Annotated in this window: 14 protein-coding genes; 6 read left to right on the top strand and 8 right to left on the bottom strand. The window is 66.8% G+C overall.

The features are described 5' to 3' along the window. Nucleotides 1–421 precede the first annotated feature (421 nt). A complete protein-coding gene (phnD, locus tag ACWGRX_RS09745; protein WP_291639710.1) occupies nucleotides 422–1,465 on the top strand; it encodes a phosphate/phosphite/phosphonate ABC transporter substrate-binding protein in 1,044 nt (347 codons plus the stop codon). A 94-nt stretch (nucleotides 1,466–1,559) separates the two neighbouring features. On the opposite strand, the gene ACWGRX_RS09750 is transcribed toward phnD, so the two are convergent. The 7 genes from ACWGRX_RS09750 to ACWGRX_RS09780 all read right to left on the bottom strand — a co-directional run bounded on the left by ACWGRX_RS09750 (nucleotide 1,560) and on the right by ACWGRX_RS09780 (nucleotide 6,818). Next, nucleotides 1,560–2,273: a cytochrome c3 family protein gene (locus tag ACWGRX_RS09750; protein WP_452117390.1), complete on the bottom strand. Its 714-nt coding sequence runs from the start codon at nucleotides 2,271–2,273 to the stop codon at nucleotides 1,560–1,562. A 12-nt stretch (nucleotides 2,274–2,285) separates the two neighbouring features. Continuing rightward, nucleotides 2,286–2,789, bottom strand: coding sequence for a nitrate reductase cytochrome c-type subunit (locus tag ACWGRX_RS09755; protein ID WP_452117391.1), 504 nt, complete (start codon nucleotides 2,787–2,789; stop codon nucleotides 2,286–2,288). After that, complete coding sequence (napA, locus tag ACWGRX_RS09760; RefSeq protein WP_452117392.1) at nucleotides 2,756–5,257, bottom strand: periplasmic nitrate reductase subunit alpha; 2,502 nt, start codon at nucleotides 5,255–5,257, stop codon at nucleotides 2,756–2,758. The genes ACWGRX_RS09755 and napA overlap by 34 nt, the downstream gene beginning before the upstream one ends. Beyond that, the gene (locus ACWGRX_RS09765) at nucleotides 5,254–5,532 is read right to left on the bottom strand and encodes a chaperone NapD (RefSeq protein WP_365878383.1); all 279 of its coding nucleotides are present in this window, start codon (nucleotides 5,530–5,532) and stop codon (nucleotides 5,254–5,256) included. Before ACWGRX_RS09765 ends, napA begins: the two co-directional genes overlap by 4 nt. Continuing rightward, nucleotides 5,525–6,034, bottom strand: a complete 510-nt coding sequence (gene napF / locus ACWGRX_RS09770) for a ferredoxin-type protein NapF (protein WP_452117393.1) — start codon at nucleotides 6,032–6,034, stop codon at nucleotides 5,525–5,527. The genes ACWGRX_RS09765 and napF overlap by 8 nt, the downstream gene beginning before the upstream one ends. 10 nt (nucleotides 6,035–6,044) lie before the next feature. Further along, a complete protein-coding gene (napE, locus tag ACWGRX_RS09775) occupies nucleotides 6,045–6,224 on the bottom strand; it encodes a periplasmic nitrate reductase, NapE protein (protein ID WP_291639715.1) in 180 nt (59 codons plus the stop codon). 300 nt (nucleotides 6,225–6,524) lie between these two features. After that, entirely contained in the window at nucleotides 6,525–6,818 is a 294-nt protein-coding gene (locus ACWGRX_RS09780; protein WP_291646063.1) for a hypothetical protein, read from the bottom strand. A gap of 435 nt (nucleotides 6,819–7,253) precedes the next feature. Here ACWGRX_RS09780 and ACWGRX_RS09785 point away from each other — a divergent pair, with 435 nt between their 5' ends. From ACWGRX_RS09785 to ACWGRX_RS09805, 5 genes are all read left to right on the top strand, one after another. Continuing rightward, nucleotides 7,254–8,183, top strand: coding sequence for a phosphotransferase (locus tag ACWGRX_RS09785; protein ID WP_452117394.1), 930 nt, complete (start codon nucleotides 7,254–7,256; stop codon nucleotides 8,181–8,183). Next, nucleotides 8,180–9,475: a phosphopyruvate hydratase gene (gene eno, locus ACWGRX_RS09790; RefSeq protein ID WP_452117395.1), complete on the top strand. Its 1,296-nt coding sequence runs from the start codon at nucleotides 8,180–8,182 to the stop codon at nucleotides 9,473–9,475. Before ACWGRX_RS09785 ends, eno begins: the two co-directional genes overlap by 4 nt. 4 nt (nucleotides 9,476–9,479) lie before the next feature. Next, nucleotides 9,480–10,433 (top strand): NAD(P)-dependent oxidoreductase, encoded by a 954-nt coding sequence (locus ACWGRX_RS09795; protein WP_452117396.1) that lies wholly within the window; start codon nucleotides 9,480–9,482, stop codon nucleotides 10,431–10,433. A 4-nt stretch (nucleotides 10,434–10,437) separates the two neighbouring features. Further along, complete coding sequence (locus ACWGRX_RS09800; RefSeq protein WP_452117397.1) at nucleotides 10,438–11,439, top strand: LacI family DNA-binding transcriptional regulator; 1,002 nt, start codon at nucleotides 10,438–10,440, stop codon at nucleotides 11,437–11,439. Between the two features lie 459 nt (nucleotides 11,440–11,898). Next, the gene (locus ACWGRX_RS09805) at nucleotides 11,899–12,603 is read left to right on the top strand and encodes a GntR family transcriptional regulator (protein ID WP_452117398.1); all 705 of its coding nucleotides are present in this window, start codon (nucleotides 11,899–11,901) and stop codon (nucleotides 12,601–12,603) included. An 8-nt stretch (nucleotides 12,604–12,611) separates the two neighbouring features. On the opposite strand, the gene ACWGRX_RS09810 is transcribed toward ACWGRX_RS09805, so the two are convergent. Then, on the bottom strand, nucleotides 12,612–13,493 hold the full coding sequence (locus ACWGRX_RS09810) for an NAD(P)-dependent oxidoreductase (protein WP_452117399.1): 882 nt from the start codon (nucleotides 13,491–13,493) through the stop codon (nucleotides 12,612–12,614). Between the last annotated feature and the right edge of the window lie 173 nt (nucleotides 13,494–13,666).

The raw sequence follows: 13,666 nt of genomic DNA on the forward strand, positions 1-13,666 counted from the left end.
CCAGCACTGCGATGCCTGAGTGGATCTCGCCAAGAAATCCTTCGCGGCGATGCCGGTGGCGCTACGATGCGGCACGACGTGCTCCTTTTCCACCAGGAATTCGCAGGTAGCATCCTTCTTTTGAACCAGGCGCCTTGCGATCCGCCCTCGAGATCACCGAAACCGGCCACTAGCCGGAGGCGTTCACCGCCCGCGGCCCGGACAGAAGGCCCGTCCAGGCGCTTCGTGGCCGTCGACAAACGGCAGAGCGTCGACGCGAGCCCGATAAAGCGGCCTGGACAGGGCGGACCGCAATAATTCGGCACATAAGTATTGACCGAGAGACATTTGTCCGGGAATTCTGATTCTGACGCCGGCAAAGAACCCGGCCAGAAGCCGCGGCGGCAGAATGGTCGCGCCGCATTGTCTCGGGAGGTTCAAGATGAAATTCGCCAATCCAGCCAGAGCCGCCATTCTCGGCTCCGTCGCCGCCATCGCCTTGACCTCGTTCGGCGCCCAGGCCCAGGACGCCTGTCCCAACCGTGGACAGCTCGACGACCAGTATTGCGACGCCAACAATGATCTCGTCGCCGACACCCCGACCGACCCTGCCAAGCAGAAGGACCCTTCGACCCTGGTCTTCGCCTATACGCCGGTCGAGGATCCCGCGATCTATGCCAACCTGCTCAAGCCGTTCGTGACGCATCTCAACACCTGCATCGGCCGCAAGGTGGTGTATTTCTCGGTCCAGTCGAACACCTCGCAGATCGAGGCCATGCGCTCAGGCCGGCTGCATGTCGCCGGCTTCTCGACCGGTCCGACCGCCTTCGCCGTCAACATGGCGGGCGCGGTGCCCTTCGCCGCCGGCGGCTCGGAAGCCGGGCCGCGCGGCTACAAGCTGGTCGCGCTGGTCAAGGCGAGCAGCCCCTACAAGTCGATGGCGGATCTCAAGGGCAAGAAGGTCGCGCATACCTCGCCCTCCTCGAATTCGGGCAATCTCGCGCCACGCGTACTGTTCCCGCCGCTCGGCCTGACCCCGGACAATGACTACAAGCCGCTGATGTCGGGCGGGCACGACAAGTCGATCCTCGGCGTCAACCATGGCGACTACGATATGGCGGCAGTCGCCGACGACGTCTTCGAGCGGATGGTGGCGCGCGGCACGATCAAGCGCGATGATTTCCGCGTGCTCTACACCAGCGAGGTCTTCCCGACGAATGGTTATGTCCACGCCCACGACCTGAAGCCGGAACTGGCGGCGAAGATCCGCGAATGCTTCTTCAGCTACAAGTTCACCGACGAGGAGAAGAAGGAGTTCAACGGCGAGGATCGCTACGTCCCGATCACCTACAAGGAGAAATGGGGCGTGGTGCGCGAGGTCGCCGAGAAGTCCGGCACGCCGTTCAACAAGCGCAGCTACGAGGCCGAGGCCAAGCGCGAGGCCGAGGCTCTGGAACGCAAGAAGGCCCAGCAGCCCAAGAACTGATCGCTGGCTCAGCGCTGAAATAAAGGAAGAGGGCCCCGGCACATACCGGGGCCCTCTGCGCGTTCAGGCCGACATGGCTGAAAGTGCGCCGCCCTTACTTTGAGGGCAGATCTGCGAGATAGGCCCGCATCTCGCGCTCGGGTCCATGATAGGAGCTCGTGGTCTTGCCCTGAAGCTCCGGCTTGTCCTTCCAGCCGGGCTCGATGCCGGTCATATCGGGAAGCAGATGTGCGATGCCCTTGTGGCAGTCGATGCAGGTCTTTTCGCCCGTGGTCAGGAAGCGGCCATGAATCTCGGCCGCGCGGCGTGTCTGCTTGGTGAAGTCCATCGCCACCGAGGAATGGCAGTTGCGGCATTCCAGGGAGTCGTTGGCCTTGAGGCGCGACCATTCGTGCTTGGCGAGCTCGAGGCGCATGCCCAGGAACTTCTCGCGCGTCGAGATGGTACCGAAGATCTTACCCCAGACCTCCTTCGAGGCCTGCATCTTGCGGGCGATCTTATCGGTCCAGTTATGCGGGACATGGCAGTCCGGGCAGCTGGCGCGCACGCCCGAGCGGTTGGAGAAGTGCACCGTCTGGGTCAGCTCCTGATAGACGTTGTCGCGCATCTCGTGACAGGAGATGCAGAACTTCTCGGTATTGGTGACCTCGAGCGCGGTGTTGAAGCCGCCCCAGAACAGCACCCCGCAGATGAAGCCGCCTACCGTCAGGAAGCCGAGGCTGAGATAGGCGCTGGGCCGGCTGATGATGCGCCAGAACCAGAGCACCCGGTTCCAGCACCAGAGAAACAGAGCCTTGAGCTTTGCCATCATGCCGCCCCGTTATCGCTTGCGGCCAATGTCTTTGGCGTCCTGGAAGGTATTCTGGACCAAAGGCGGCACATCGGTCTGCTGGACATGGCAGGCGGTACAGAAATAGCGCCGCGGCGTCACGTCGGAGAGCACCTGTCCATCGCGGTCCTGGAAATGCGTGACGCTGATCATCGGGGCGCCGGAGCCCTCGGTGAACTCGCGCTTATGGCAATCCATGCAGCGATTGGTGTTGAGCGTCAGCTGATAGCCGTCGATCGCGTGCGGAATCACCGGCGGCTGCTCCGGATAGTTCCGCATCCGCCTGACGTCGTCGACGACCGGGCGCCCCAGCGCCGGAACCTTGTCCAGCTCCATGGGCTGGGCCGTTCCGGTCAGCCGCGGGACGATCTTCACCGGCGCCCCCTCCTGCGAGAAGGCTGCCCCGAAGACCAGGACGATGCAGGCCGCCAGCGCGGCCCCGAGGACGGTCCGCGCGCGCATCAGGCGGTGACCGGAACGATCTTGACCGCGCATTTCTTGAAATCCGTCTGCTTGGAGATGGGATCGGTGGCGTCCAGCGTCGTCTTGTTGATCAGCTGGCTGGCGTCGAACCAGGGCACGAAGACGACGCCGGGCGGCATGCGGTTGCGCCCGCGCGTCTCGACGCGGGTGCGCATCTCGCCGCGCCGCGAGATCAGCCTGATCTCGGCGCCCTGGTTGAGCCCGCGCTTGCGGGCGTCCTCGGGATGCATGAAGCAGCGGGCCCCGGGGAAAGCCTTGTAGAGCTCGGGCACGCGCATGGTCATCGAGCCGGAATGCCAGTGCTCGAGCACACGGCCGGTGACCAGCCAGAGATCGTATTCGCCATCCGGCGATTCCGCCGGCGGCTCGTAGGGCACCGTGATGATACGGGCCTTGCCGTCCTTGTTGCCGTAGAATTCGAAGCCCTTGCCCGGCTTCACATAGGGGTCGAGCCCCTCGCGATAGCGCCAGAGCGTCTCCTTGCCGTCGACCACCGGCCAACGCAGGCCGCGAACCTCGTGATAGAGTTCGTAAGGCCCGAGATCGTGGCCATGGCCACGGCCGAAGGTGGCGTATTCCTCGAACAGGCCCTTGTGGACGTAGAAGCCGAAATCCTTGGATTCCTGGTTCTCGTAGTCGGGGCTGGTCTCGGACAGCGCGAACTTGTCGACATTGCCGTTACGGAACAGCACGTCGAACAGGGTCTTGCCGCGATAGTTCGGATTGGCGTCGAGGATCTCCGGCGGCCAGACCTCGTCGGTGGTGAAGCGCTTGGAGAACTCCATCAGCTGCCAGAGATCGGATCGAGCCTGGCCCGGAGCGTTGACGAGCTGGTGCCAGACATGGGTGCGCCGCTCGGCATTGCCGTAGGCGCCTTCCTTCTCGACCCACATCGCTGCCGGCAGGATCAGGTCGGCCGCCAGCGCGGTCACGGTCGGATAGGCGTCGGAGACGACGATGAAGTTCTCGGGATTGCGATAACCTGGATAGGTCTCGCCGGAGCTGTTAGGCGCCGCCTGGAGGTTGTTGTTGACCTGGATCCAGTAGAAATTCAGCTTGCCGTCCTTGAGCATCCGGTCCTGCTCGACGGCGTGGTAGCCCGGCTTCTCCGGAATGATGCCGGGCGGAACCCGCCAGATCTCCTCGGTGTGCTTGCGATGCTCGGGATTGGTCACCGTCATGTCCGCCGGCAGGCGGTGGGCGAAGGTGCCGACCTCGCGCGCCGTGCCACAGGCCGAGGGCTGGCCGGTCAGCGAGAACGGACTGTTGCCGGGCTCGGAGATCTTGCCGGTCAACAAGTGCAGGTTATAGACGAGCTGATTGGCCCAGACGCCGCGCACATGCTGGTTGAAGCCCATGGTCCAGAGCGAGACGACCTTGCGCTTGGGGTCGGCATAGAGCTCGGCGAGCTGCTGCAGGAAGCCGGGCTCGACGCCGGTGAGCGCCGAGACCTTCTCCAGCGTGTAGTCCTTGACGAAGTCGGCATAGGCTTGGAAGTCGCTCGGCGTCGTCGCGGCCGGATCGGCCGCCTTCCTGGCCTTGACCTCGCGCGGATCGTCCGGCCGCAGGCCATAGCCAATCTCGGTCGCGCCCTTCACGAAGGTGGTGTGCTTCTCGACGAACTCCTTGTTCACCCGGCCGGTCGAGATGATGTGGTTGGCGATGTAGTTCAGGATCGCCAGGTCGGTGCCCGGCTTGAACACGATCGGGATGTCGGCGAGGTCGGAGCTCCGATGGGTGAAGGTCGAGAGCACCGCGACCTTGACATGCGGCTGGCCGAGCCGGCGATCCGTCACCCTGGTCCAGAGGATCGGATGCATCTCCGCCATGTTCGAGCCCCAGAGCACGAAGGCGTCGGCATGCTCGAAATCATCGTAGCAGCCCATCGGCTCGTCCATGCCGAAAGTGCGCATGAAGGCGTAGGCGGCCGAGGCCATGCAGTGGCGCGCATTGGGGTCGAGATTGTTGGAGCGGAAGCCGGCCCGCATCAGCTTGGTCGCGGCATAGCCCTCGAAGATCGTCCACTGGCCCGAGCCGAACATGCCGAGCGCGGTCGGTCCCTTGGCCTTCAGCGTCGCCTTGGCCTTGGCGGCCATGGTGTCGAAGGCCTCCTCCCAGGAAACCGGGGTGAACTCGCCATCCTTGGCGTAGACGCCGTTCTTCTTGCGCAGCAGCGGCTGGGTCAGCCGGTCGCTGCCATACATGATCTTCGAGAGGAAATAGCCCTTGATGCAGTTGAGGCCGCGATTGACGTCGGCCTTCATGTCGCCATGGGTGGCAATGACCTTGCCTTCCTTGACGCCGACCATGACGCCGCAGCCGGTACCGCAGAAGCGGCAGGGCGCCTTGGACCATTTGATCTGGAGGCTGTCGACGCCGCCGGTGACCGGCTGCGCCTCGGCCGGAACGCTCATATTGGCAGCGAGAGCGGCGACGCCGGCCGCCTGCGCCTTCAGCATCTCGCGACGGGACAGGGTCATGAGTTCACTCCGATGTCGTCGAGTTCTTCGATCTGTTCGAAGACCATGTTTGCTGACAGTACGCCGTCGAAAAGCGCGATCTCGGTAAGGCGCCCACCAATCTCGCCGGTACTCGCGCCTTCCATCACGATCACGATCTTGCCACCCTCGACCCGATGTACCTCGGTGTCGGGCATGGCTTCGATCCGGGCTACGACCTCGGCGCAGCGTTCCGGGAAGGCCGAGACGACAGCGCTCGATATGTGGACGAGGCGGGGCTGAGCACGATCAGACATGGACGACCTCCGCTATCGGCACGGCGACGGCGATCGCGTCCGCGGGGCAGGTCGAGATGCAGGCGCCGCAACTGGTGCAGCGATCGGCCGCGAGCTCCGGCAAGGCCGGGCCGCCGAGCCGGGGACGAAAACGGATCGCGCCTTCCGGGCAGGCATCCCCGCAGCTCTGACAGACGACGCCGCGCGCGGCGAAGCAGGCCTCGCCGATCGCCACGACATGCGGGAAGGCCGGCAAGGCACGGTCGAACACCGGCTCGGGGCAGGCTTCGGCGCATTTACCACAGAAGGTGCATTCATTGCGGCTGAAATCGATCTGCGGCCAGCGCCCCGGCCCCATCCGGACGATCGCCTGCGGACACGCATCGACGCAGGCGCCGCAGCCGGTGCAGGCGGCGACGAGCTTCTCGAAGCGGGTCCAAGGTGGTTGGACAGCGTCGCGCGCTGGGGCAAGGCGGCCCGTCAGGAAGCCGCGTCTGCCGAGATCCGGAGTTCCCGTAGCCATGACCCGCACCTCACGCCGGAGGCCCGGGCGGTCCAAGGACCAGTTGCGACATCCAGATCAGAAAGCCATAGCCGCCGACGATACCGACGGCGATGAGCGGCCAGATCACGACGGCAAGGATGATGAACGCCAGGATTTCATCACGCCGGGTGCGGGCCTCACCGGTTCCGGTACTGACATTCTCGGACATCGCCATAGCTCCCCGATCGCAGGCCATACGCCTCGCTAACTGGGTCTCAAACTATATCTTTTCTAATGAGACTATGTGATCGGCAGACGACACTGTCTAGCCTCCCCGGCACAAATTTCCCGCGGAAAAACCCGGCTCGAAGCGGCAAGCAGAAGGCGAACCAACCCAATCGACAAATTATACATCAATAATACTGATTTTTGGCATTTTCATGCTTCGGGCGCGACATGGTTCGGCGTCGCGCCCTTGATCGTCCGGCGAAAAGCCGAAACGGCAATCGAGGAGGCGGATCTCCTGCCGTCAGGGGCAGAGATAGCCGCTGCGGCCCTGCGGCACGCAGCGCGCGCCGTTAGGCAAATTCAAGGCACCCGAGGCGTCACGCCGGACATAGGCGCCGTTGGGCAGGGTGAACCCGCCGGCAGGGTCGACCTCGACGCGCGTGCCGTCAGGCAGGACATAGCCGCCGGCACCATCGGCGACGATGCGCTTGGCTTGCGGAGAAACCTGCGGAGCGACCTGCCGCGACTGCGAAACGCAGCCCGCAACCAGCGTGACCAGGGCCGCTGCGGCGGCAAATCGGATAGCGCGTGTCATCATCACCTCTCGAACGGTTGTCGTCTCCAACCGGCCTGCGGTCTGCATGTTCCGCGGGCCTCGTGCGGCGCGGCCAGGGCGCCCCCAGGCAAATCCGCCCGGCGCGCAGCGACATCTCGCTGCGCCCTGCCGAATCGGCGAAACACCACTGCCGAGGCGCCAATCTGGCGCCTGCTCCGGCAATCCGCAAACCAGCCCGCGCAATTGCGCCGCAATCCGCGGCCGAAACCTGTTGCCGCCAGGCGGCGAAAGCCGGCAGGCGCTTGACAGGAGCATCGACGATGAGGCCTTTGCGCTATCGTTAGCATTGAACATGCGGCGTCAGGCGGCGCCCTTGACTGCAAGCAAGCGAGGCTCGACTTGGCGCAGGCTCCAGCAGAAATCAGCCGCTTCCTGAGCGATGCGGGACTGGTCGAAGACGTCGCAAAGGCGCGGATGACACCGCTCACCGGTGGTGTCGCCTCCGACATCTGGAAGGTCGAGAGCGACGGGCGGGTCTTCGTCGTCAAGAAGGCGCTGGCACAGTTGCGCGTCGCCCAGACCTGGCTGGCGCCGGTCTCGCGCAATGCCAGCGAGGTCGACTGGCTGCGCGAAGCCGGCCGGATCGCTCCGGGCGCCGTTCCCGAGATCCTCGCCAGCGACGCTAAGGCCGGCATCTTCGCTATGAATTATCTCGACCCCGCCGACCATCCGGTCTGGAAGCAGGAATTGCATGCCGGCCGCGCCGACCCGGCCTTCGCGGCCAGGCTCGGAACGGTGATCGCGGCGATCCATGCGGGCACGCAGGGCTCGGCAGAAATCGCCGGGCGCTTCGCCAATGACGCAACCTTCCACTCGATCCGGATCGAGCCCTATCTGGAGGCGACGGCGCGGGTCCATACCGACCTAGCCGAGCCGCTGCTCGCCCTGGCCGCCGAGACGCTCGCCGCCAAGGTGGCGCTGGTCCATGGCGACGTCAGTCCGAAAAACATCCTGGTCGGCCCGCATGGCCCCGTGATCCTCGATGCCGAATGCGCCTGGTATGGTGAGCCGGCTTTTGATCTCGCCTTCTGCCTCAATCACCTCCTGCTGAAATGCCTATGGACGCCAGGCACAAGCGCCGGCTTCCTCGCCTGCTTCGACGCTCTGGCCGAGAGCTATCTCGCGGGGGTCGACTGGGAACCGCGTGAGGTGATCGAGGCGCGCGTCGCGCGACTGCTCCCCGCCCTGTTCCTGGCCCGTGTCGATGGCAAATCACCAGCCGAGTACATCAGCGCCGACGCCGACAAGGACCGTATCCGGCGCGTCGCCCGCCCGCTGATCGCGACGCCGGCGGCGCGCCTTTCGACCATTCGCCAGCTCTGGAGCGAGGAGATTTCCCGATGACCGATACGAGGATCGCTGCCGTCCGTGGCCGCCGGGTCTGGGATTCCAGGGGACGACCGACCGTCGAGGCCGATGTTGTGCTGAAGAGTGGCGTTCGGGGACGGGCCATCGCCCCGGCCGGCGCCTCGACCGGCAGCGGCGAGGCGCTCGACCGGCGCGATGGCGGCGCGGCCTTTGGCGGGCTCGACGTCACCGGCGCGGTCGCCGCGGTCAATGACGAGATCGCCGCTGCCCTGACCGGCCGGGATGCCGGCGATCAGGACGGCATCGACGCCGCCCTGATCGCGCTCGACGGCTCGGTGAATCTCGGCCGGCTCGGCGGCAACGCCGTGGTCGCGACCTCGATGGCAGTGCTCCACGCCGCGGCAAATGCGAGTGGCCAGCCGCTCTGGCGCCATTTGTCTGCCGGCCGGCCGGTACGCATCCCGCTGCCCGAGATCCAGATCTTCGGCGGCGGCGCCCATGCGGCGCGGCGCGTCGATGTGCAGGACTTCATGGTGATGTGCCCGGCGGCGAACTCCTTCGCGCAGGCGCTGGACTGGACGGCCGAGGTCTACCGCGCCGCCGGCGCGCTGATGAAACAGGCCGGCAAGCTGCAGGGCGTCGCCGACGAGGGCGGCTTCTGGCCGGCCTTCGCCTCGAATGAGGAGGCGCTGGACACGCTGATGCGCGCCATCGAGAACGCCGGCTTCAAGGCGGGCGCAGAGGTCGCGATCTCGCTCGACATCGCCGCCTCGGAATTCGGCCGCAACGGCGCCTACAAGCTGGCGCTGGAGCAGCGCGAGCTCGATTCCGCCGGGATGATCGCGCTGCTCGGAAGCTGGCTCGAGAGCTATCCGATCGTCTCGATCGAGGATCCGCTGGCCGAGGACGATGCCGAGGGCTTCAAGGCCTTCACCGCCCTTTACGGCGAGCGCTGCCAGATCATCGGCGACGATTTCCTCGTCACCAATGCCGCTCGCGTCGAAGCCGCGGCGGCGAGCAAGGCGCTGAACGCCGTGCTGATCAAGCCGAACCAGTCCGGCACCGTGACCGGCACCCGCGCGGCGCTCGACGCCGGCAAGGCGGCCGGCTTCGGCACCATCGTCTCGGCCCGTTCCGGCGAAACCGAGGATGTCACCATCGCGCATCTTGCCGTCGGCTGGGATGCCGGCCAGTTCAAGGTCGGCTCCTTCACCCGCTCCGAGCGCATGGCGAAATGGAACGAGATGCTGCGCATCGAGGAGGAACTCGGCAGCGAGGCGCGCTTTGCCGGCTGGGACGCCCTGCCCTTCGCTCACGGCCGGAACTGAGTCGATGAAGGCGCTGTTCCACTTCTCGCCCGGCGCGGCCCTGCACGCGCGGCTCGCTGCGATCGCCTCGCCGCGGATCGCGGTCGTCGACCAGCGCGACGAGGCCGGCTTCGCCCGCGAGATCGCCGATTGCGAGGTGCTGCTGCATGTCCTGACGCCGGTGACGGCGGCGATGATCGCGATGGCGCCGAAACTGCGGCTGATCCAGAAGATCGGCGTCGGCGTCAACACGATCGACCGCGCCGCCGCGGAAAAGGCCGGCATCGCCGTCGCCAACATGCCGGGAACCAATACGGCCGCGGTCGCCGAGCACACGCTGACGCTGATGCTCGCGACATTGCGCCGGGTCGCGGCCTTCGACGCGGCGACCCGCGCCGGACGCGGCTGGCAGATCGGTGTCGAGGACGCAATCGGCCTCGGCGAGATCGGTGGCAGCCGGATCGGCTTCGTCGGCTATGGCGGCGTGCCGCAGCGCCTGACGCCGGCCTTGCAGGCGCTCGGCGCCGAAGTCTGCTTCTGGAACCGCAGCCCCAGACCAGACGCCATCGCCACCCCTCTGCCATTCGACGAATTGCTGGCGACCAGCGACATCCTCTCGCTGCATCTGCCGCTGACCGCCGAGACGAGACAGATGTTCGATCGGGCACGCATCGCCCAGCTGAAGAAGGGCGCGATCCTGATCAACACCGCCCGCGGCGAGCTGGTCGATCAGGCCGCCCTCGCCGAGGCGCTGCTGAGCGGCCACCTCGCCGGCGCCGGGCTCGACGTGTTCGCACGCGAGCCGATGACCGAGCCCGGCACCCTCGCCGCCTGCCCGACCCTGGTCGCGACGCCGCATGTTGCCTGGCTGACGCCGCAGACCTTCGAGCGCAGCCTCGCCGTGGCGCTGGAGAACTGCCGGCGCCTCGAAGCCGGCGAGCCCCTGCTGCACCAGATCGCACCCGAAGCCGCGGCCTGAGGCCATGGCGGCGCGCGGGACCGGCATGGTGACGGCCCGGCAGGTGGCGGAGAGTCTCGGCGTCGCCGTCTCGACGGTTGGCCGGGCGCTCGCCGATGATCCACGCATCAGCCAGCGCATGAAGCTCTTGGTGCGCGAAGCGGCGCAGCGCCTGGGCTATGTCGAGAACCTGCCAGCGCAGATGATGCGCGGCGGATCGAGCCGGCTGATCGGGCTGATGCTGCCGGACATCCGCAACAGCTTCTATGCCACCATCGCCGACGCCCTGTCGGCCTGCTGCGATGCGGCCGGCTACCAGCTCGTCGTCTCGATCGCCGACAGCGCCGAGGCGGAAGGCCGCCATGTCCGGCAGCTGGCAAGCGCGCGGGCGGCCGGCATCGTCATCGTTCCCACCCCTGCCCCGCTGCCCGAGACCTGCGCGATGCTGGCGCGCATCCCGCATGTGCAATTGCTGCGGCGCGTGCCCCGGCTCTCGCCGGCCTGGTTCGGCATCGACGACAAGGGATGCCTGCGCGCCGGCACGGCCCATCTCATCGCGCACGGTCATCGCCGTATCGCCTATATCGGCGGGACCGGCGACTATTCGACCGGCGCCGCCCGGCTCGCCGGCTTTCGCCGCGCCTTCGAGGAAGTCGGGCTCGATCCGGCTTTGGGAAGCGAGCATCTCGGGCCGCCCGCCGATCCGGGGTTCGGCGCCGCCGCCACCGCCGCCGTGCTCGCGGCGGCCGAGCCGCCGAGCGCGATCATCACCGGCGCTGTGCAGCTGACGGGAGCGGTGCTGCAAGCCATTGCCCGCCGCGAGGGTCGCAGGCCCGCGATCGTCGGCTTCGGCGACGAACCCGCCTTCTCCTGGTGGCAGGGCGAACTGACCGCCATCGCCATGCCGATCCAGGAACTGGCGCAGGCCTGCGGCGGCTTTCTGATCGAACGCCTGCGGACGGGCGCCGCAATCGAAGCGCATGCCAGCATCGCCAGCGCGCGGCTAGTCGAATACCGGCGTGGCTAGTCGGTCTCGTCGCCATACCAGTACAGGATGCCGCCTTCCGAACCCAGATGGGCATAGCGCAGCTTGACCTGCTGCGCCGACGCGCCACCGAGGCCTACGAAATGGGCACTTGCGAGCGCTCCCGCGCGCCCACTAAGACTTTGCGCCGACGCAGCATGACAACTCCTCCCGTTCTCGCCTGGCTTTTGCCGTTATGATTGTCGCGATATCCGGTCGTCGTTCCGGCAGAGATCTCCGCCGCTGGCGGCCGGGACCGGCGCGCGAGCGGGCGCATGGCCCAATGTGGCGCGAAGCGACGGCGTGCGATGGCGGATCTGCTGCGGCATGGCGGCCCGGACGCTTCTCTCCCCTACGTCGCTTTGCGCGGTCCTTGTTGAGCCCGGTGATTTTGCATACAAACCTGACCAAGCGTCACGCAGGAGCGGCGATCGACATCCGTTCCGCCGGAGGAGCGCGCAGATGAGCGTCACGGTCACCGAAGGCGCGGAAGGGGCGGGCGAGGCCCCGCGCCGCAAGGGCCGGCTTCATGTCGCAACCGTAGAGGCCTTGCGCCGGATGATCGTCAGCGGCGCGCTGCCGCCCGGGCAGAAGCTGCGCGAGCAGGAGCTCTGCGACCGGCTCGGCGTATCCCGCACGCCCCTGCGCGAGGCGTTGCGGACACTGGCGGCGCAGGGCCTGGTCGCGCTCTCGCAGAATCGCGGGGCCGAGGTCGCGGCCTTGAGCCTCGACGACATCACCGCGCTGTTCGACGTCGTCTCGACGCTGGAGGCGCTCGCCGCGCGCCTCGCCTGCAGGGCGCTCACCGATGAGGAAATCGCCGGGATCGGCCTGCTGCACGCGCAGATGGGACGGCATCATGCGCGCAGCGAGCTGCCCGAATATTTCGCGCTGAACCAGCAGATCCACCGGGCGATCATCGAGGCGGCACGCAATCCCGTCCTGCTCGACATCTGGGAGCGGATGGCGCCGCGGGTCGAGCGCGCGAAATATCTGCCCAACCTCCAGGGCGGGCGTTGGCACGCCGCCATGCGCGAGCACGACGCGATGTTCGCGGCGCTGGGCGCCCGCGATGGCGAGCGCCTCGCCGCCCTGATGCGCCAGCATTTCGCCAATGGGCTGGCCGTCGTGCAGTCGGCGGAAGCAGATCGCGGCTCCGTCGACTGAGACGCGCTTCAGGCAGCCGGCGGTGCCACCTCCGGCAGGACCTTGACCACGGCGATGCCGTCGAGCTCGCTATGCCCCTGGCCGATCAGCATGCGGAAGAGCGTCGTCGCCTGCGCCACCATCGGCATGGCGAGATGCTGCTCGCGGCCGGCCTCGGTCAGCATTTCCAGATCCTTGAGCACCTGGCGGGCATAGCCGCGCGGCGCGAAATCCTGGGCGATCATGCGCGGCATCATCACCTGCAGCACCGCCGAATTGCCGAGACCGGGCGCCAGGGCGGCCGGGATCCGGCTGGCGTCGACGCCATAGGCCTCGGCGAGGCGCAAGCCCTCGGCGACGATGCAGTAATTGGTCAGGCACAGCGCCTGATTGACCAGTTTGGTCGCCTGGCCGGCACCGACATCGCCCATATGGGTGAAGAGCCCGAAGCACTCGGCCAGCGGGCGCGCCGCCTCGATGGCCTCTTTGGTTCCACCGGCCATGATGGCGAGCGTGCCCGCCTCCGCTGCCGGCGGCCCGCCGGAGACCGGCGCATCGATGAAGGCGATGCCCTTCGCCGCCAGCGCGGCGGCGAGCTTCTTGGTGACGGCGATCTCGGTGGTCGAGAAATCGATGACGATCGTGCCCGCCGAAGCGGCGCCGAGCACGCCATCGGCGCCCGAAACCACCGCATCGACGGCCTTGGTCGTGGTGACGGCGATGCCGATCAGCCGGGTCCGACGCGCGACCTCGGCCGGCGAGGCGACGATCTCCACGCCCAGTGCCTGCGCCTCGCTGCGCCTTGCCGGGTCGAGATCAAAGCCCACGACCTTCCGGCCGCTCGCGAGGAGACGCTTGCAGAAGCCCGCCCCCATCAATCCCAGCCCGATGCAACCGACCGCTTCGCTCATCCCGATGTCTCCGATCCCTTGCGGCAAGCGCCGCCTCTTGTTCTTGCGCTGCACGACCGGCGCGGCCTAGCCGCCGCTGGGAGCAACACTGCATTCTTGCATACAAAGATGTCAGACGCGAAGCGCCACGACCCAATGAAATCGTCTGGCCCTGCCGCTGACGCATGACTGCG

It is taken from the genome of Allobosea sp. NPDC055594 (genome assembly GCF_053618995.1).